The organism is Mesorhizobium sp. M0626, assembly GCF_040320665.1.
Lineage (GTDB): Bacteria > Pseudomonadota > Alphaproteobacteria > Rhizobiales > Rhizobiaceae > Mesorhizobium.
In genome coordinates this window covers 215669-234882 of sequence record NZ_JAMYQD010000012.1, presented here as the reverse complement: position 1 = coordinate 234882, position 19214 = coordinate 215669, and the positions used below count along the sequence as shown (strand labels likewise).

The window sequence follows — 19214 nt, the reverse complement described above, 5'->3', positions numbered from 1 at the left end:
AACCAAATGTCTCGTATTGGAAAGAAACCCGTTTCGCTGCCGCAGGGCGTGACCGCGACCGTCAACGGCCAGACCGTGACGGCGAAGGGCCCCAAGGGCGAGCTGAAGTTCGTGGTGAACGACGAAGTGCTGGTCAAGATGGAAGGCAGCGAAATCGCTGTCCAGCCGCGCGACCAGACCAAGACCGCCCGCTCCAAGTGGGGCATGTCGCGCACGCAGATCGTCAACATCCTGCAGGGCGTCAAGGACGGTTTCGAGAAGAAGCTCGAGATCACCGGCGTCGGCTATCGCGCGGCACTCCAGGGCAAGAACCTGCAGCTGGCGCTTGGCTTCAGCCACGACGTCGTTTACGAGACGCCGGCCGGCATCACGATCACCGTGCCGAAGCCGACGGAAATCACCGTGACCGGCATCGACAAGCAGCAGGTCGGCCAGGTTGCAGCCGAGATCCGCGAGTATCGCGGTCCCGAGCCCTACAAGGGCAAGGGTGTCCGCTATGCCGGCGAGAAGATCGTCCGCAAGGAAGGCAAGAAGAAGTAGTAAGCCTGGCCCCGAAAAGTTGCAGACTTTTCGGAAAAGGCCAAGCCAAAGAAGTGCAACGCCGCGGGGAGCGGTCGCGGGAGGCGCTTTCGCCTACCGCACATGGCGGCCCCCGTTTTTTGAAGGCAAGGAAGACTATCATGGCTACCAAGGAATCCATCCAGCGCCGCGCGCAGCGCGTCCGCCGCCAGATCAAGAAGGTCGCCGGCGAACGTCCGCGTCTCTCGGTTCACCGCACGTCGAAGAACATCTACGTGCAGGTCATCGACGACGCCAAGGGCCATACCATCGCGGCTGCATCGACACTCGAGAAGGACCTCAAGGGTTCGCTCAAGACCGGCGCCGACACCGAGGCAGCAGCCGCTGTTGGCAAGCTGATCGCCGAGCGTGCTTCGAAGGCCGGCGTCAAGGAAGTCGTCTTCGACCGCGGCGCCTACATCTATCACGGCCGCGTCAAGGCGCTGGCCGAGGCTGCCCGTGAAGGCGGTCTGAGCTTCTAATTGCCTGTTCCCGAACCGAAGGTCAGCGCAGCAAAAAGTTGCAGACTTTTCGGACAAGATCATGCAAGGAAAAATAACTCGCCCCCGGTGACCCAAAGAGGCGCACCGGATTTTATCAGCAACCGTGCTTCCGGAAAAAAACAAGGAACAGGATATGGCACAGGAACGTAGGGATGGCGGCCGCGGCCGCGATCGTGAAGAACGCGATGACGGCATGGTGGACAAGCTCGTCCACATCAACCGTGTCGCCAAGGTCGTCAAGGGCGGCCGTCGCTTCGGTTTTGCAGCACTCGTCGTCGTCGGCGACCAGAAGGGCCGCGTCGGCTTCGGTCACGGCAAGGCGCGCGAAGTGCCGGAAGCGATCCGCAAGGCAACCGAGTCGGCCAAGCGCGACATGATTTTCGTGCCGCTGCGCTCGGGCCGCACGCTGCACCACGACGTCGAAGGACGCTGGGGCGCCGGACGCGTGCTGCTGCGCGCTGCCAAGCAGGGTACCGGCATCATCGCCGGCGGCCCGATGCGCGCTGTCTTTGAGACGCTTGGCATGCATGACGTGGTCGCCAAGTCGATGGGTTCGTCGAACCCCTACAACATGGTTCGCGCCACATTCGACGCGCTAAAGAGCCAGATGCATCCCAAGGATGTGGCTGCTGCGCGCGGCATCAAGTATTCGACCCTTCAGGCCCGCCGCGGCACCGCCGTTGCGGCTGAAGAATAGTCGATCTGACCAGGGATTTTGACCATGGCCAAGAAAGCAACCAAGACCATCACCGTTGAGCAGATCGGTTCGCCGATCCGCCGCCCGAAGGAACAGCGCGCAACGCTGGTCGGCCTCGGCCTCAACAAGATGCACAAGCAGCGCACGCTGGAGGACACTCCCTCGGTGCGCGGCATGATCGCTGCCGTCCAGCATCTCGTCCGCGTCGTGGACGAGGGCTGAGCAAAAGCGCAGGAGAACCCAGATGAAACTCAACGATCTGCGTGACAAGGACGGCGCGACGCACTCCAAGAAGCGTCTCGGCCGTGGCATCGGCTCCGGCTCCGGCAAGACCGGCGGTCGCGGCGTCAAGGGCCAGAAGGCGCGCTCCGGCGTTGCCATCAACGGCTTCGAGGGCGGCCAGATGCCGCTCTATCGGCGCCTGCCGAAGCGTGGCTTCAATAACATCTTCGCCAAGAGCTTTGTCGTCGTGTCGCTGGCTCGTATCCAGACGGCGCTCGATGCCAAGAAGCTCGACGCCAAGGCGACCGTGACGGCCGAGGCACTCGTTGCCGCCGGCGTCATCCGCCGCGTCAAGGACGGAGTGCGCATCCTCTCGGACGGCGAGCTCAAGGCAAAGCTTGCCTTCGACGTCGCCGGCGCCTCCAAGGCCGCGATCGAGAAGATCGAAAAGGCCGGCGGTTCGGTCAAGCTGCCGGAAGCGGCAGCGGAGTAACGGCAATTTGAAGCGCGGCCGGCAGGAACGGTATCCGTTTTTGTTCACGATTGCGCTTTGATCCGATCAATTAGGCGGCCGCGTCAACGCGGCCGCTTGCATGTTTAGAGCCCGGAGCTTATCTCGTGAGCTTCGGTGCCACGCGCCGCCTGAGCTGCGGGCATCGAGCGTGACATACAAATCAAAGAAGTAGCGCATGACGTTGTCCGAAAACCGCTTCACACTTTTCGGCATCATGCTCTAGCGGAGAATCAGGCATGGCTTCGGCTGCTGAACAACTAGCCTCGAATCTGAATTTTGCGGCTTTCGCCAAGGCGGAGGACCTGAAGAAGCGAATCTGGTTCACCGTCGGCGCGCTGCTCGTCTATCGCCTCGGCACCTATATCCCGCTGCCCGGCATCAATCCGGATGCATTCGCGCAGGCCTTCTCTTCGCAGGCCAAGGGCGTGCTCGGCATGTTCAACATGTTCGCCGGCGGCGCCGTGCAGCGCATGGCGATCTTCGCGCTCGGCATCATGCCTTACATCTCAGCCTCCATCATCATGCAGCTGATGACCTCGGTCATTCCGTCGCTGGAGGCGCTGAAAAAGGAAGGCGAGCAGGGCCGCAAGGTCATCAACCAGTACACGCGCTACGGCACGGTACTCCTGGCGCTGGTGCAGGCCTACGGCATTTCGGTGGGCCTGGAAGGCGGCAACGGCATCGTCAACGATCCCGGCATGTTCTTCCGCATCTCGACCGTCGTCACGCTGGTTGGCGGCACCATGTTCCTGATGTGGCTGGGCGAGCAGATCACCGCCCGCGGCATCGGCAACGGCATTTCGCTGATCATTTTCTCCGGCATCGTCGCCGGCCTGCCGCGCGCCATCTCCGGCACGCTGGAGCTCGGCCGCACCGGCGCTCTATCGACCGGGCTGATACTCGCGATCATCGTGCTGGCCATAATCGTCATCGCGCTGATCGTGTTCTTCGAGCGCGCGCAGCGCCGCCTGCTGATCCAGTATCCGAAGCGCCAGGTCGGCAACCGCATGTTCCAGGGCGATACCTCGCATCTGCCGCTGAAGCTCAACACGTCGGGCGTCATTCCGCCGATCTTCGCGTCGTCGCTGCTTTTGCTGCCGGCAACGGTCGCCGGCTTCTCGCAGACGACAAACCTGCCGGCCTGGGCAAGCACCGTGCTCGCTTCGCTCGGCCACGGCCAGCCGCTCTACATGCTGTTCTATGCGGCAATGATCGTGTTCTTCGCCTTCTTCTATACGGCCATCGTGTTCAATCCGAAGGACACCGCCGACCAGCTCAAGAAGCATTCCGGCTTCATTCCGGGCTACCGTCCGGGTGAGCGCACCGCCGATTACATCGACTATGTCCTGACGCGCATCACCGTCGTCGGCGCCATCTATCTGGTGCTGGTGTGCCTGCTGCCCGAGTTCCTGATTTCGGCGACTGGTGTACCATTCTACCTCGGTGGCACATCGCTTCTGATCGTGGTCAGTGTAACCCTCGATACGGTGGCGCAGATCCAAGGTCACTTGATCGCGCACCAGTATGAGGGCCTGATCAAGAAGTCGAAGCTGCGCGGGGGGAAGAAGGCCAGATGAGATTGATATTGCTTGGGCCGCCAGGAGCGGGCAAGGGGACGCAAGCACAAAGACTGGTAGAAAAATACGGCATACCGCAGCTGTCGACGGGCGACATGCTGCGGGCGGCCGTGCAGGCCGGCACCGAAGTCGGCAAGCGCGCCAAGGCGGTGATGGATGCCGGCGAGCTGGTTTCCGACGCAATCGTCAACGCCATCGTGGCCGAGCGCATCGATCAGCCCGATTGCACCAACGGTTTCATCCTCGACGGATATCCGCGCACGCTGGTGCAGGCTGATGCGGTTGAATCGATGCTCGCCGAGCGCGGCATTGGCCTCGATGCCGTGATCGAGTTCGTCGTCGACGACAAAGCGCTGGTCGGCCGCATCGTCAAGCGCGCCGACGACGCCAAGGCCGCCGGACAGCCGGTGCGCAAGGACGACAATCCGGTGGTGTTCGAAGAGCGCCTGCGGGAATATTACAAGAAGACGGCGCCGCTGATCGGCTATTATTACGCCAAACGCTCGCTTAGGAGTGTCGACGGCATGGCTCCTGTCGACACCGTGACGGCGGAGATTGAAGCGCTGCTCGCGGCGGTGACGCGGGAGACCGTTACGGTAAAGTAAAGATTGCGCTTGACTGGAACGGTTCGCTGGGTTATGGCGGCCCGTCTTCCTATCAGGCATGAGGCTTGCTTGTCCGCAAGGGCAAGGCAGCCGCATTGAAACTAGGGAACTCCCGCAAGGGCCGGCCTCCACCGGACGCGGGGTAATTTGAACAGCGCCGCGCGTGCCTTATTTTGAAGGCCGGCCGGTCCCACATGGAGAAGAGAAGAATATGGCTCGTATAGCCGGCGTCAACATTCCGACCAACAAGCGCGTCGTCATTGCGCTTCAGTACATTCACGGCATTGGCAAGAAGTTCGCCCAGGAGATCGTCGACAAGGTCGGCATCCCGGCCGAGCGCCGCGTCAACCAACTGACCGACGCGGAAGTGCTGCAGATCCGCGAGACCATCGACCGCGACTACCAGGTCGAAGGCGACCTGCGCCGCGAAGTGTCGATGAACATCAAGCGTCTCATGGATCTCGGCTGCTACCGCGGCCTGCGTCACCGCCGTTCGCTGCCGGTTCGCGGTCAGCGCACGCACACCAATGCACGCACCCGCAAGGGCCCGGCCAAGTCGATTGCCGGCAAGAAGAAGTAAGTGAGCGAATAGCGAGTAGCCATTAGCGAGTAGGGGTTCCCTATTCGCTGGTCCCTGCTCACTACTCGCTTTCAAAGGTGGAGCCGCTGGCATTACGGCGGTGTAGAGATCAACTGAAAGGACTATCATGGCCAAGGAAGCCGCTCGTGTTCGCCGTCGCGAACGCAAGAACATCTCGTCGGGCGTTGCCCACGTCAATTCGACCTTCAACAACACGATGATCACCATCACCGACGCGCAGGGCAATTCCATTGCCTGGTCGTCGGCCGGTGCCCAGGGCTTCAAGGGTTCGCGCAAGTCGACCCCGTTCGCCGCCCAGATGGCTGCCGAAGACGTCGCCAAGAAGGCCCAGGAACACGGCATGCGCATGCTCGAAGTCGAGGTCTGCGGACCCGGCTCCGGTCGTGAATCGGCGCTTCGCGCCCTGCAGGCTGCCGGCTTCACCATCACCTCGATCCGTGATGTGACGCCGATCCCGCACAATGGCTGCCGCCCGCGCAAGAAGCGCCGCGTCTAAGACATTACCGAACGCCGCGTGAGCGCCTCAAGGCGCTCCTCCACGGCACTCCAGGTCGCCCGCCACGATTGGATGGTGGCGGGTCAACGGAAGGAAAGCATCATGATCCAGAAAAATTGGCAGGAACTGATCAAGCCGAACAAGATCGAGTTCTCGTCGAAGAAGAAGACGCTGACCACGCTGGTCGCCGAGCCGCTCGAGCGTGGCTTCGGCCTGACGCTCGGCAACGCGCTGCGCCGCGTGCTTTTGTCTTCGCTGCGCGGTGCGGCTGTCACCGCCGTGCAGATCGACGGCGTTCTGCATGAATTCTCGTCGATTGCCGGCGTGCGTGAGGACGTGACCGACATCGTCCTCAACATCAAGGAAATCGCCATCCGCATGGAAGGCGATGGCCCCAAGCGCATGGTCGTTCGCAAGCAGGGCCCGGGTGCGGTTCTGGCTGGCGACATCCAGACGGTTGGCGACGTCGAGATCCTCAACCCCGACCACGTCATCTGCACGCTGGACGAGGGCGCTGAAATCCGCATGGAATTCACCGTCGACACCGGCAAGGGTTACGTGCCGGCCGACCGCAACCGCGCCGAAGACGCGCCGATCGGCCTGATCCCGGTCGACAGCCTGTATTCGCCGGTCAAGAAGGTCTCCTACAAGGTCGAGAACACCCGCGAGGGCCAGGTTCTCGACTATGACAAGCTGACCATGACCATCGAGACCGACGGTTCGATCTCGGGCGAGGACGCGGTGGCATTCGCCGCCCGCATCCTGCAGGACCAGCTTGGCCTGTTCGTCAACTTCGACGAGCCGCAGAAGGAAGTCGCCACCGAAGCTGTCACCGAGCTCGCCTTCAACCCGGCGCTGCTCAAGAAGGTCGACGAACTCGAGCTTTCGGTGCGTTCGGCCAACTGCCTGAAGAACGACAACATCGTCTACATCGGCGATCTCATCCAGAAGACCGAAGCCGAGATGCTGCGCACCCCGAACTTCGGCCGCAAGTCGCTGAACGAGATCAAGGAAGTGCTCGCGGCGATGGGCCTGCACCTCGGCATGGAAGTGCCGGACTGGCCGCCGGAAAACATCGAAGACCTCGCCAAGCGTTACGAAGACCAATATTGAGCATGAATTTCCAAGGATCGGCGGCGTGGGCCGCTCGATCCGACGGTCATGCGGAAAACCATCAGAGGCCACGGCCTCTTGAACAACTGAAGAAGGAAAAGAGCCATGCGCCACGGTTTTAAAGGCCGCCGCTTCGCCCGAAGCATTAGCCATCGCAAGTCGATGTTCGCCAACCTCGCCGTGTCGCTGCTCGAGCACGAACAGATCGTCACCACCCTGCCGAAGGCGAAGGATTTGCGTCCGATCGTCGAGAAGCTGGTGACGCTCGGCAAGCGCGGCGACCTGCATGCGCGCCGCCAGGTCATTGCCCAGATCGGCAATGAAGGCGTCGTCAAGCGTCTGTTCGACACCATCGCGCCGCGCTACGCCACCCGCAATGGCGGCTATCTGCGCATCATGAAGGCCGGCTTCCGCCACGGCGACAATGCCGCCATGGCAGTCATCGAGTTCGTCGATCGCGACACCTCGGCCAAGGGCGCCGGCGACCGCGCCCGCATCGAGGCCGAAGGCACCGACGAGCAAGCCGCTGCCGCATAAGGCTCGGTTTTTCAGGAATGACTTCAAGGGGCCTTCGGGCCCCTTTTTGTTACCGGCGTCCTACGTTTAGCGTGTCTTACGTTTAGCGAGTAAGCATCAGGTAGTCGCGACCGCTAAGCAGATTCCAATTGAAGGCGCCGGGAATCTCTTCGAACGCCGGTTGGGGATAGGAATAGATACTGTCGAGGGTGGCGCGGGAATCTATATCGCTGACCACTCGCGACACGGTGGAATTGGTCAGGTATTTTTGGGCGTCCCCATCTTCGATGAAGTCTATATCGACTCGGAAATGAATCTGAACGGGACCCGCGCAGATGTTCAGCAATATTTCGTCGCTCAAGGCGGCGTAGAACACCGCTGCCTCTTCTGGAGCCCAAAGGCCGGCAGTCAAGAATTCCGAAGGTGTCGTCTCTCCACTGAACCCATCCAATGAGAGCACAAGGCGATCGGTGAGAACCTCAAAATCACCTTCGAGATAGCCCGCTTCTTCGATCTGAAACCAGTTCATCCAATGAGGTGCTTCTTCATCAAAGGAAATTTCGAGCTTTCCGAAAGTCCAATAGACCGGAATCGTCTCTGCATGTTCCGTGATCCAGCCGTCAGGCGGACCTAGCATACTGGCGATGTCGATCATTTTCAGAGAAGGGAAAACAGGCCCAAAAGTGCCGGTCTTCAAAAAGTCACGGAATGACAGGAGTTGTTTTTTCATGAGGGCCGACGAAGGTTTTCAGGTTCAAGTCGACCTATAGCTGCTTTGATGCCCAAAATAATCGGATTTCAGCGGCTTAGCCTTTCATTTTGCACAATCGTCGGGACAATGCCCCCGAACTTGCCTTGGAGGATTCGCGAATGCGCGCCAACCGACTGTCTCTTGTTCTGCTCTTCGCCATGATGGCGTTCGCAGCCGCGCCGACAGTCAGGCAGGCTCTGGCCGAGGACGCCGCCAAGCCAGCCGATCCGGGGCTCTCCGATGTGCTGACCGACCTCCTGCATGGCGTCGAAGGCGAGAACGGCACCTCCGGTCCCGACAAGCGCGTGCCGTTCGGCCGCGAAGAGGTGCAGCTGTCGTTTGCGCCCCTGGTCAAGCAGACGGCGCCGGCGGTGGTCAATGTCTATGCGTCGCAGACGGCCAAGGTCACGTCGCCCTTTGACGGCGATCCGTTCTTCGAGGAATTCTTCGGCCGCGCGCAGCCGCGCGCGCAATCCTCGCTCGGCTCGGGCGTGCTGGTCGACCCGAGCGGCGTCGTCGTCACCAATTTCCACGTGATCAAGGATGCCGACGAGGTCAAGGTCGCGACCGCCGACGGGCGCGAATTCACCTCGAAGGTCATGCTCAAGGACGAGACGCTCGACCTCGCCGTGCTCAAGATCACCTCCGACAAGCCGTTTCCGGTGATCGCCATCGGCGATTCCGACGCGCTCGAGGTCGGCGACCTGGTGCTGGCCATCGGCAATCCGTTCGGCGTCGGCCAGACCACCACCAGCGGCATCGTGTCGGCGCTTGCCCGCAGCCATATCGGCGTTTCGGATTCGGGCTACTTCATCCAGACCGACGCCGCCATCAATCCCGGCAATTCCGGCGGCGCGCTGATCAACATGGGCGGCCAGCTGGTCGGCATCAACACCGCCATCTACAGCCGCAGCGGCGGCTCGATCGGCATCGGCTTTGCCATCCCCGCCAACATGGTGCGCGCCTTCGCCGACGCGGCCAAGGCCGGGCTCGATTTCTTCGAGCGGCCCTATATAGGCGCCGAGTTCGAAGCGGTCACACCGCAGATCGCCGAATCGCTTGGCATGGAGAAGCCGACCGGCGCGCTGGTGTCGTCGGTTGAGGAAGCCGGACCGGCGGCCAAGGCAGGGCTGAAGCCCGGCGATGTCGTGCTGCAGCTCAATGGCACGACGGTCGAAGGCATCGAGGCGCTGGATTACCGCATGGCGACCCTGTCGATCGGCACCAAGGCGACCTTCGCCATCCTGAGCAAGGGCCAGCAGGCGACGATGGAGATTGCACTGGAGCGCCCGCCGGAAGGCGCCAAGGCGTCGGAAGTGACCCTGCATGGCCGCAGCCCGTTCTCCGGCGCCAAGGTCGCGGAACTGTCGCCCAGGCTCGCCCAGCGGCTCGGCCTGCGCACCGACCTAAAGGGGGTCACCGTGGTCGACATCAACCGCGATTCGCCGGCCGCCGATTTCGGCTTCCAGCCGGGCGACATCGTGCGCGAGGTGAACGGCACGACGGTCGATACGGCGGCGACACTGGCGCAGCTTGCCCAGCAGGATACACGCTGGTGGCGCTTTACCGTCGAGCGCGGCGGGCAGATACTGCGCCAGGTGTTGCGTTACTGAGGCGATCTTCCCATTTCTGAGGATCGTGCTCCAACCAGAAGACCTAGATGGCCGATCTGTTCAGCGTCGATGAACCGGAAAGAGCGCCGCCCGGCCGGCCTTTGGCCGATCGGCTGCGCCCGAAAAATCTTGGCGAGGTCGTCGGCCAGGAGCATTTGACCGGGCCGGACGGCGCGCTGACGCGGCTGATCAACTCGGGTTCGCTCGGCTCGATGATTTTCTGGGGACCGCCGGGAACCGGCAAAACAACCGTTGCACGGCTGTTGGCCGGTGAGACCAGTCTTGCGTTCGAGCAGATATCGGCGGTGTTTTCCGGCGTCGCGGACCTGAAGAAAGTGTTCGAAGCAGCGAAGCTGCGCCGCACGAATGGCCGCCAGACGCTGCTGTTCGTTGACGAGATCCATCGCTTCAACCGCGCCCAGCAGGACTCTTTCCTTCCGGTCATGGAGGATGGAACAGTTGTTCTGGTCGGCGCCACCACCGAAAATCCATCGTTCGAGCTGAACGCGGCGCTTCTGTCGCGCGCGCGGGTGCTGGTGTTTCACTCGCTGGGCGAGGACAGCATCGCCAAACTGATGACGCGGGCGGAGGAGACGGAGGGCAGGGCGCTTCCGCTCGACGACGAGGCGCGAGCGATGCTCATCCGCATGAGCGATGGCGACGGCCGGGCCTCGCTGACGCTGGCCGAGGAAGTCTGGCGCGCCGCCAAACCCGGCGAGGTTTTCGATCCCGAAGGGCTGCAGCGCATCGTCCAGCGCCGCGCGCCGATCTATGACAAGGGCCAGGACGGTCACTACAATCTGATCTCGGCGCTGCACAAATCGGTGCGTGGGTCCGACCCGGACGCGGCGCTTTATTATCTTGCCCGCATGTTCGACGCCGGCGAGGATCCGCTCTATCTCGGCCGCCGGCTGGTGCGCATGGCGATGGAGGATATCGGGCTGGCCGACCCGCAGGCGCTGGTTATCGCCAACGCCGCCAAGGACGCCTACGACTATCTCGGCTCGCCCGAAGGCGAACTGGCCTTCGCCGAGGCCACCGTCTATCTCGCCACCGCGCCCAAATCCAACGCCGTCTATACCGCCTTCAAGGCAGCCACGCGGGCGGCGAAGGAGTTCGGTTCGCTGCTGCCGCCCAAGCACATCCTCAACGCGCCGACCAAGCTGATGAAAGAGGAGGATTACGGCGCCGGCTACCGCTACGATCACGACCAGCCCGATGCCTTTTCCGGCCAGGACTATTTCCCCGAAAAGATGGGCCGGCAGACCTTTTACGATCCGCCCGAACGCGGCTTCGAGCGCGATATCAAGAAACGGCTGGACTATTGGGCAAAGCTGCGCAGCGAGCGGGAAAAATAGGTGCGCGGGACAAACGGGACGAACTCGGCCTGCCCGCGATGAACTGAAATTCTGTCCCCGCCAGTCACAGCAGTGTGATTGTACCGCATGACAAAAAGCCCTATCACGTCGCATGACTCGGCCGGGAGGCTGCCAGGACGGGCGATAATTCGGAACGGGGACAGCGCGCCGCGCGAACAGAAATGACAAAATCCCTTCGCAAAACGCTTCGCCAGGCTGTGATTGCTGTCCCGCTGCTCGCGCTCGGCTTCTATTTCATTCCGATCCTGACCACGATCTGGATCGTCTGCGGCCTGATCGATGTGCTGCGCAACGCCAACAAGGATCTGTCGCTGTTGCGCGGCTATTTCCTCGGCAATGGCATCTTCACCTGGCTGCTGTCGCCCTTCAATCTGCTGGTGGACCTCGTTTGCTACAGGAACCCGGGCGTGTGGAAGCTGGAGCAGTTTCCCGCCGATTATCAGCGCGAGGTCAACGAGGTTCTTGACGTCTTCAAGGCGCGCAAGGACGAGATCATCGCCGATATCGACGCCAATTTCGGCACCGGTCGTCGCGGCATGTATGTCTATCAGTGGTACGGCAAGCACCGGATCGACAATGTCGCGGAATTCAACAAGGATTTCAAATACATCAAGACCATTGCCGTATCTGTCTTCAGAGGCAAGGAATCGACTTCCTGGCATTTCGGACCGCTGCGGCTCAGCCTGCGCATCCTCTACAATCTCTTGCCGGTGAAGGCAGAGGTTTTCGTCGAATGCAACGGCGCGAGGAATTACTGGCACGACAACCCGCTCTATATTTTCGACGACACGCTGCTGCACCGCTCGGTCAACGAGTATGACGGACGCCGCTACTGCGTGTTCATGGACATCATCCGCCCGTCGCCGTTCCCCGGCTTCATCGCCGGACTTCTGGCCATCGTTTCGGTAACCGTCGAGCGCATCAATTCCATGTTCTACAAGAACTGGAAGATGATCGGCTCGAGCAAGGCAAAGAAGGTCGAGACGACCTGAGGCGTTGGCCTGAAGGGATTGACCGCACTGCCTTGGCCGGGCAGTAAACGGGCATGTTCAATCTGCTTCTTGTTGTGGTCGGCGGCGGCATCGGCGCCGGCATCCGCCACCTGACCAACATCGGCGCCTTGCGCCTCGTCGGCCCCAACTATCCCTGGGGGACGATGGCGATCAACATCGTCGGCTCCTTTGCCATGGGGCTGTTCGTCGCCGCGCTGATGCGGCGCGGCGGTTCCAATGAGCTCCGGCTGTTCGTCGCCACCGGCGTCCTTGGCGGCTTCACCACCTTCTCCGCCTTTTCGCTCGATTTCGCGACCCTATGGGAGCGCGGAGCGACGCTGCCGGCGTTGGGATATGCGCTTGCCAGCGTCGTTGGCGCCATTATCGCCCTGTTTCTGGGACTTTGGCTCGCAAGAACCGTTTCATAGTGTTATTGCCCCGACCTGGAGCACGCCGCATCCTCTGGACGCGCTGCAGAAACTTTGATCTTGCGCATGATCCTTTCCGAAAGCCGGAGTAGATTTTCGGGGTCACGCGTTAGAAACGGATAAAGCGAAAATCATGGCAGGCGTAGAACAGATCACGGTGGAGGCCGGCGAGGCGGGCATGCGGCTCGATCGCTGGTTCAAGACCCATTTCCCCGGCCTCGGCTTTGGCCATCTGCAGAAGTTGCTGCGCTCGGGCCAGATCCGCGTCGATGGCGGCCGGGTCAAGGCCGACAGCCGTGTCGAGCCCGGCCAGGTGGTGCGTGTGCCGCCGCTCGAGGTCGACAAGAAGGGCGAGAGTGCGCTTACGGGTTACTCGATCCGCAACCAGGGCGACGCCGATGTGCTGGCCAAGATGCTGATCCACGAAGATCCAAAAGTCTTCGTCTTCAACAAGCCGGCCGGCCTGGCGGTGCAAGGCGGCTCGGGCGTCACCCGCAATGTCGACGACATGCTGGAGGCCTGGCGCAGCCAGAAGGGCGAGAAGCCGCGCCTGGTGCACCGGCTCGACCGCGACACGTCGGGCGTGTTGGTGGTTGCCCGCACCAGGCTTGCGGCGATGAAGCTTTCCGAGTCATTCCGGGCGCGCGAGACCAAGAAGACCTATTGGGCGCTGGTCAAGGGCGTCCCGCCCAAGCGTGAGGACAAGATCTCGACCTGGCTGATCAAGGAGCCGACCGAGGACGGCGACCGCGTGCGCGTGGCAGCCCATGGCGAAAAGGGCGCCGACCACGCCGTGTCCTACTATCGCATCATCGAGCAGGCGGCTCAGACGATGACCTGGCTGGAAATGGAGCCGTACACTGGCCGCACCCACCAGCTGCGCGTTCATGCCGCCTATATCGGCTGCCCGATCCTCGGCGACCCCAAATATTTCGAGGCCGACACCAACTGGGACTTTCCGGGCGGCATTCAGAACCGCCTGCATCTGCATGCGCGCCGCATCGTCATTCCGCACCCGGACAAGGGCGTCATCGACGTCACCGCGCCGATGCCGCCGCATATGCGCCAGAGCTGGAACCTGATCGGCTTCGACGACGCCAGCGCGGAGGACTGACATTGGCCGTTGCCTCGGTATTGGATCGCCGCGATGCGGTCGATCTGGCGGCTGCTTCCATCATGGTCGGGTTGACCTTTTCCTGGGGGCTGAACTACGTCGCCGCCAAGATCTCCTATGCCGGCTTCGATCCGGTTTTCGTCTCGATCGCACGTTCGATCATTGGCGGGCTCTGTGTGCTCGGCTGGTGCTGGCTGCGCGGCATCAGGCTGTTTAAGGCCGACGGGTCGCTTGTCGCCGGCATCATCGTCGGCGTGCTGTTCGGCGTCGAGTTCCTGTGCCTCTATATCGGGCTGGAATACACGACCGTTGCCCGCAACACACTGCTGGTCAACACCATGCCGTTCTGGGTCCTGATCGGCGGCCATTTCCTGCTCGGTGAGCGTATCAACGCGCGCAAGCTTGGCGGGCTCGTTCTCGCCTTCTGCGGCCTGGTGGCGGTGTTTTCAGACGGGATTGCCGGCGGCACCGACGTGACCTTGATGGGCGATCTGCTCAGCCTCGGCTCCGGTATTCTGTGGGCGGCGACCAGTATCGTCATCAAGCGTTCGAAACTGGTCGAGACCAGTGCCGAGAAATTGCTGCTTTATCAGCTGGCCGGTGCGGCCATTGTCGGTGTCCTGGTTCTGCCTTTCGCCGGCCCGCCGATCCGCGCGGTCAGTGCCTTGCCGACATTGGCGCTGCTGTTCCAGTCGCTCTATATAGTTGCCTTCACCTATGTGCTGTGGTTCTGGCTGCTCAGGCGCTATCCGGCATCGGGCCTGTCGAGCTTCGCCTTCCTGTCGCCGGTGTTCGGCGTCCTCTGCGGCGCTATCATTCTTGGCGAGGCGCCAACGACCAGGATCTTTGTGGCGCTTGGGCTGATCGCAGTCGGCCTGATCATCGTCAACCGGCCGGCGCGCAAGCAGGTACCTGGATAGAAAGTTCGACCATGCGTGACATCCTCAACGACCTCGAAGCGGGAAAGCATCTGTCCGATCCGGATCCGGTCCGCCGCGCGCAGATCCAGATGAAGACGCACCTGCCGAAGCGCTTCTACAAGGACGTGTCGGTCGCAGCTGTGGAGGACGGTTTTGCCGTCCATCTCGACGGCAAGCCGGTGCGCACGCCGGGCAAGGCGCTGCTGGCGCTGCCGACCGAAAAGGCCGCCGCCCTGGTCGCCAATGAGTTCGCTGCACAGGGCGAGACCATCGACCCGGTCACGATGCCGGTGCTGCGTCTGGTCAACACCGCCATCGACGGCGTCGCCAGCGACCCGCAGGCGGTGCTGGAGGACGTCTTGCGCTTCGCCTCGTCCGATCTGACCTGCTACCGCGCCGACGCGCCACAGGGGCTGGTCGAGCGGCAGAACCAGCATTGGGATCCGGTGATCGACTGGGCGAGAGCGACATTAGGGGCTCGGTTCAATCTCGCCGAGGGCATCATCCATGTCGAGCAGCCGCGCGAGAGCATCGCAGTGCTCGGCGCTCATCTTGCCCAGCGTGCCGAGCCGCTGCGGCTGGCCGCAATCCATGTCATGACTTCGCTGACCGGGTCGGCGCTGCTGGCGCTGGCGGTCGATTACGGCGCGCTCGATGGCGACGCGGCTTGGGCCGCCGGCCATGTCGACGAGGACTGGCAGATCGAGCATTGGGGCCAGGATGCCGAGGCTGTCGCACGCCGCTCGGCCCGCAAACGCGACATGATGGCGGCCGTCGGCCTGCTCGATGCGCTGAAGACCTGATCCTCGGCCTTTGCCGCACTGCACCTAATACCAAAGTCATAAATCCAAGGTCTGTCTGCCTCCGGCGGTCGCTTTCTGTCATTTTTTACGCTGATGGCTGGTTCGAGTCGCGTTCAGAGGGAACGCCGACGATGACGCCCAGCGTCGAAGGCAGACGATTCACGGGAGGACAGTTCAATGGCATTGGCATCGACCGCCGGCGGAGCCAGCCGCGGCATGACACGAGAGGAGAAGAAGGTCATCTTCGCCTCCTCGCTGGGCGCGGTTTTCGAATGGTATGATTTCTATCTCTACGGAGCGTTGGCCGGCGCGATCGGCTTGACCTTCTTCAACTCGTTTCCCGAAAGCACCCGCTACATCTTCACGCTGCTGGTCTTCGCCGCCGGCTTCATCGTGCGCCCGTTCGGCGCGCTGGTGTTCGGCCGCATCGGCGATCTCGTCGGCCGCAAATACACATTCCTTGTCACCATCATGATCATGGGTCTGTCGACTTTCCTTGTCGGCCTGCTTCCGGGTTCAGAGACACTGGGCATTCTGGCGCCGATCCTGTTGATCGCGCTGCGCATGCTGCAGGGCCTGGCGCTTGGCGGCGAGTACGGCGGCGCCGCGACCTATGTCGCGGAACATGCGCCGGACGACCGTCGCGGCTTCTACACCTCATGGATCCAGACGACGGCGACGCTCGGCCTTTTCCTGTCGCTGATTGTCATCCTGCTGGTGCAGAATTCCGTAAGCAAGGACGCCTTCAACGCCTGGGGATGGCGCATTCCGTTCCTGGTCTCGGCTATCCTGCTCGGCATTTCGGTCTGGATCCGGCTGTCGCTTTCGGAATCGCCGACCTTCCTGCGCATGAAGGAAGAGGGCAAGAGTTCCAAGGCGCCGCTGTCGGAAGCCTTCGGCCAGTGGAAAAACGCCAAGATCGCCATCCTGGCGCTGTTCGGCCTCACCGCCGGTCAGGCCGTGGTATGGTACAATGGCCAGTTCTATGCACTATTCTTCCTGGCCAATGTGCTCAAGGTCGACGCGCAGTCGGTCAACATCATGATCGCCATTGCGCTGGCACTCGGCACGGGCTTCTTCGTCTTCTTCGGCTGGCTGTCCGACAAGATCGGCCGCAAGCCGATCATCATGGCCGGCCTTGCGCTGGCGGTCGTCACCACCTTCCCGCTGTTCAAGGCGTTGACCTGGGCCGCCAATCCGGCGCTCGCCACCGCGCAGCAGAACACGCGCGCCACGGTGACGGCGGCGCCGGGAGACTGCAACTTCCAGTTCAACCCGACCGGCACGCGCGTGCCGGTCAGTTCGTGCGATATCGCGACCGACTTCCTTGCCAAGAACTCGGTGCCTTACGACATCGTCTCGACGGCGGCGGCGGGGACCCCGGCGAGTGTCATGATTGGCAGCGCAACCGTGGCGTCTTATGATGCCAAGGCCGCGGGCGACAAGAAGGCTGCCAGCGACGCTGCCTTCAAGAAGGGTATCAACCTCGCGCTTCAGGGTGGCGGCTATCCGCTGAAACGTGCTGCCGCCAAGGTTGCCGACCAGAAGCTCGACGCCTTTGTCGCGGCCAATCCTGAACTGAAGCTCGACGCGGCAGCCATCCGCGCCGGCGAAAAGACTGCGGTCCCGACCGAACAGGCGATCAAGGACAAGGTGCTGACCAAGGACGAAGCCGCGGGCGCCACCGAGGTGACCGTCTACAGCGTTCCGGCAGCGGGCGCGTTCGCGATGTTTGCCGACCCCGCACAGGTCAACTGGGCCAAGGTCATCGGCATCCTGTTCATCCTGGTCCTCTACGTGACCATGGTCTATGGGCCGATCGCGGCGATCCTGGTCGAGATGTTCCCGACCCGCATCCGCTACAGCGGCATGTCACTGCCCTATCACATTGGCAATGGCTGGTTCGGCGGGTTGCTGCCCGCGATCGTGTTCGCGTTCAGCGCCTACAAGGGCGATATCTACTATGGCCTTTGGTATCCGGTGGTGATCGCGGCGGTGACGCTGATCATCGGCATGATCTTCGTCAGGGATACGCTCGGCACCGACCTGCATACCAAGCAGTAGCCGACGGCCCTGTATCAAACAAAAAACCCGGCGCGAGCGATCGCGCCGGGTTTTTGATTTGTGGGCCTGTTCGATCTATCAGCGCGGAAGACGCCTAGCTCTTGCGAGGCTGTTCGGCCTCCGCAATGGCGGCCTCATGATACCAGGCCTCGCCATGGTGAAGCGGGTGATCGCGCAGCGAAGCAAGCTCTGCCGCAAACTTTGCCTTTACGCCTAAATTTGAGGCACCCGCACGCGCTGCCACCGGGAACATCAGGATTTTGGCCGACGGACGGGCTGAGGTGATTTCCATGGTCGGTCTCCTTTCTTGTGGAGAGGCTCTTCGATTCATCTTTCCATCAAGGTAGGTCCTGCAATCCTTTTAGGCAAGATGCCTAAAGAAAGATCGGCATTTGCCTGTTATTTAAGCAAATTCTGCCTTTGATTGATCCGGGCGCATCGCTTAGGCGGCTTGCCATCACCGGCGGGATGAAAGGGCATTTTTGCCGCACCCTGACCAACTGATCTGGCACACGGTTTGCATTTTATCGACCGGCAGCTGGGCTGCTGGATGGCTCGGCGCGCCGGCGTCATCCAGGTTCGGTGATCAAGCAACGAGAGGCTCTAGAATGACGAAATACAAGCTCGAGTATATCTGGCTCGATGGTTACACGCCGGTCCCCAATCTTCGCGGCAAGACCCAGATCAAGGAGTTCGCCGAGTTCCCGACGCTCGAGCAGCTGCCGCTGTGGGGCTTCGACGGTTCTTCCACGCAGCAGGCCGAAGGCCACAGCTCCGACTGCGTGCTGAAGCCGGTCGCCGTGTTCCCGGATCCGGCCCGCAGCAATGGCGTGCTGGTGATGTGCGAAGTGATGATGCCAGATGGCGTGACGCCGCATGTGTCCAACAAGCGCGCCACCATCCTCGACGACGAAGGCGCCTGGTTCGGCTTCGAGCAGGAGTATTTCTTCTACAAGGACGGCCGTCCGCTCGGCTTCCCCGAGAGCGGCTATCCGGCGCCGCAGGGCCCGTACTACACCGGCGTCGGCTATTCGAATGTCGGCCCGATCGCGCGCCAGATCGTCGAGGAGCATCTCGACCTTTGCCTCGCAGCAGGCATCAACCATGAAGGCATCAACGCCGAAGTGGCCAAGGGCCAGTGGGAATTCCAGATTTTCGGCAAAGGCTCCAAGAAGGCCGCCGACCAGATGTGGATGGCCCGCTATCTCTTGCAGCGCCTGACCGAAAAGTACGAGATCGACATCGAGTATCACTGCAAGCCGCTCGGCGACACCGACTGGAACGGCTCGGGCATGCACGCCAACTTCTCGACCGCCTATATGCGCGAAGTCGGCGGCAAGGCCTATTTCGAAGCGCTGATGGCTCAATTCGACAAGAACCTGATGGACCACATCGCCGTCTACGGCCCGGACAATGACAAGCGCCTGACCGGCAAGCATGAGACCGCTCCGTGGAACCGCTTCAGCTACGGCATCGCCGACCGAGGCGCCTCGATCCGCGTGCCGCATTCCTTCGTCAACAATGACTACAAGGGCTACCTGGAAGACCGCCGCCCGAATTCGCAAGGCGACCCCTACCAGATCGCTTCGCAGATCCTGAAGACCATCGCGGAGGTTTCGACCAGCGCGCAGGTCTCGGCGGCCGCCTAAATACGCAACCACGGGTTGGACGTGAGTGTCAATTTCGCACTAACAAAACCCCGATGTCGCCGTCGGGGTTTTCTCGTCCTAATGGAATTTAGCACAGAC

22 protein-coding genes are annotated in these 19214 nt (G+C 61.9%); 20 read left to right on the top strand and 2 right to left on the bottom strand.

The features are described from left to right. The first annotated feature begins 6 nt into the window (after positions 1-6). From rplF to rplQ, 11 genes are all read left to right on the top strand, one after another. Positions 7-540, top strand: coding sequence for a 50S ribosomal protein L6 (rplF, locus tag NKI37_RS17535; protein WP_023682603.1), 534 nt, complete (start codon positions 7-9; stop codon positions 538-540). 140 nt (positions 541-680) lie between these two features. Further along, on the top strand, positions 681-1040 hold the full coding sequence (gene rplR, locus NKI37_RS17530) for a 50S ribosomal protein L18 (protein ID WP_023682602.1): 360 nt from the start codon (positions 681-683) through the stop codon (positions 1038-1040). A gap of 154 nt (positions 1041-1194) precedes the next feature. Next, positions 1195-1758 (top strand): 30S ribosomal protein S5, encoded by a 564-nt coding sequence (gene rpsE / locus NKI37_RS17525; protein WP_006333394.1) that lies wholly within the window; start codon positions 1195-1197, stop codon positions 1756-1758. Between the two features lie 24 nt (positions 1759-1782). Continuing rightward, positions 1783-1980 (top strand): 50S ribosomal protein L30, encoded by a 198-nt coding sequence (rpmD, locus tag NKI37_RS17520; RefSeq protein ID WP_006205449.1) that lies wholly within the window; start codon positions 1783-1785, stop codon positions 1978-1980. Between the two features lie 22 nt (positions 1981-2002). After that, on the top strand, positions 2003-2473 hold the full coding sequence (rplO, locus tag NKI37_RS17515; RefSeq protein ID WP_023672760.1) for a 50S ribosomal protein L15: 471 nt from the start codon (positions 2003-2005) through the stop codon (positions 2471-2473). 257 nt (positions 2474-2730) lie between these two features. Further along, entirely contained in the window at positions 2731-4071 is a 1341-nt protein-coding gene (secY, locus tag NKI37_RS17510) for a preprotein translocase subunit SecY (protein ID WP_023672761.1), read from the top strand. Continuing rightward, entirely contained in the window at positions 4068-4676 is a 609-nt protein-coding gene (locus tag NKI37_RS17505) for an adenylate kinase (RefSeq protein ID WP_023701778.1), read from the top strand. Before secY ends, NKI37_RS17505 begins: the two co-directional genes overlap by 4 nt. A gap of 211 nt (positions 4677-4887) precedes the next feature. Next, positions 4888-5256, top strand: coding sequence for a 30S ribosomal protein S13 (gene rpsM, locus NKI37_RS17500; RefSeq protein WP_006205445.1), 369 nt, complete (start codon positions 4888-4890; stop codon positions 5254-5256). A gap of 127 nt (positions 5257-5383) precedes the next feature. Beyond that, complete coding sequence (gene rpsK / locus NKI37_RS17495) at positions 5384-5773, top strand: 30S ribosomal protein S11 (protein WP_006205444.1); 390 nt, start codon at positions 5384-5386, stop codon at positions 5771-5773. A 102-nt stretch (positions 5774-5875) separates the two neighbouring features. Next, complete coding sequence (locus NKI37_RS17490; RefSeq protein WP_023682599.1) at positions 5876-6886, top strand: DNA-directed RNA polymerase subunit alpha; 1011 nt, start codon at positions 5876-5878, stop codon at positions 6884-6886. Between the two features lie 105 nt (positions 6887-6991). Further along, on the top strand, positions 6992-7423 hold the full coding sequence (gene rplQ, locus NKI37_RS17485) for a 50S ribosomal protein L17 (protein ID WP_352788909.1): 432 nt from the start codon (positions 6992-6994) through the stop codon (positions 7421-7423). Positions 7424-7505: 82 nt separating this feature from the next. Here the strand turns inward: rplQ and NKI37_RS17480 are convergent, their stop codons facing one another. Further along, complete coding sequence (locus NKI37_RS17480; protein WP_352788906.1) at positions 7506-8132, bottom strand: hypothetical protein; 627 nt, start codon at positions 8130-8132, stop codon at positions 7506-7508. Positions 8133-8272: 140 nt separating this feature from the next. On the opposite strand from NKI37_RS17480, the gene NKI37_RS17475 reads away from it, so the two are divergent. From NKI37_RS17475 to NKI37_RS17440, 8 genes are all read left to right on the top strand, one after another. Next, the gene (locus tag NKI37_RS17475) at positions 8273-9766 is read left to right on the top strand and encodes a DegQ family serine endoprotease (RefSeq protein ID WP_352788903.1); all 1494 of its coding nucleotides are present in this window, start codon (positions 8273-8275) and stop codon (positions 9764-9766) included. 47 nt (positions 9767-9813) lie between these two features. Then, a complete protein-coding gene (locus NKI37_RS17470; protein ID WP_023682595.1) occupies positions 9814-11124 on the top strand; it encodes a replication-associated recombination protein A in 1311 nt (436 codons plus the stop codon). A gap of 182 nt (positions 11125-11306) precedes the next feature. Then, positions 11307-12137, top strand: coding sequence for an aspartyl/asparaginyl beta-hydroxylase domain-containing protein (locus NKI37_RS17465; protein ID WP_023698807.1), 831 nt, complete (start codon positions 11307-11309; stop codon positions 12135-12137). A 53-nt stretch (positions 12138-12190) separates the two neighbouring features. Beyond that, complete coding sequence (gene crcB / locus NKI37_RS17460) at positions 12191-12565, top strand: fluoride efflux transporter CrcB (RefSeq protein WP_023698806.1); 375 nt, start codon at positions 12191-12193, stop codon at positions 12563-12565. Between the two features lie 133 nt (positions 12566-12698). After that, positions 12699-13679, top strand: a complete 981-nt coding sequence (locus NKI37_RS17455; protein ID WP_023672769.1) for an RluA family pseudouridine synthase — start codon at positions 12699-12701, stop codon at positions 13677-13679. Between the two features lie 62 nt (positions 13680-13741). Continuing rightward, positions 13742-14599 (top strand): DMT family transporter, encoded by an 858-nt coding sequence (locus NKI37_RS17450; RefSeq protein ID WP_081727411.1) that lies wholly within the window; start codon positions 13742-13744, stop codon positions 14597-14599. A gap of 11 nt (positions 14600-14610) precedes the next feature. After that, the gene (locus tag NKI37_RS17445; RefSeq protein ID WP_023738898.1) at positions 14611-15402 is read left to right on the top strand and encodes an ATP12 family chaperone protein; all 792 of its coding nucleotides are present in this window, start codon (positions 14611-14613) and stop codon (positions 15400-15402) included. Positions 15403-15579: 177 nt separating this feature from the next. Beyond that, the gene (locus NKI37_RS17440) at positions 15580-17466 is read left to right on the top strand and encodes an MFS transporter (protein ID WP_352788899.1); all 1887 of its coding nucleotides are present in this window, start codon (positions 15580-15582) and stop codon (positions 17464-17466) included. A 94-nt stretch (positions 17467-17560) separates the two neighbouring features. Here the strand turns inward: NKI37_RS17440 and NKI37_RS17435 are convergent, their stop codons facing one another. After that, positions 17561-17758 (bottom strand): DUF2735 domain-containing protein, encoded by a 198-nt coding sequence (locus NKI37_RS17435; RefSeq protein WP_023698802.1) that lies wholly within the window; start codon positions 17756-17758, stop codon positions 17561-17563. 316 nt (positions 17759-18074) lie between these two features. Here NKI37_RS17435 and NKI37_RS17430 point away from each other — a divergent pair, with 316 nt between their 5' ends. Continuing rightward, the gene (locus NKI37_RS17430) at positions 18075-19115 is read left to right on the top strand and encodes a glutamine synthetase beta-grasp domain-containing protein (protein ID WP_023691256.1); all 1041 of its coding nucleotides are present in this window, start codon (positions 18075-18077) and stop codon (positions 19113-19115) included. Positions 19116-19214 lie beyond the last annotated feature (99 nt).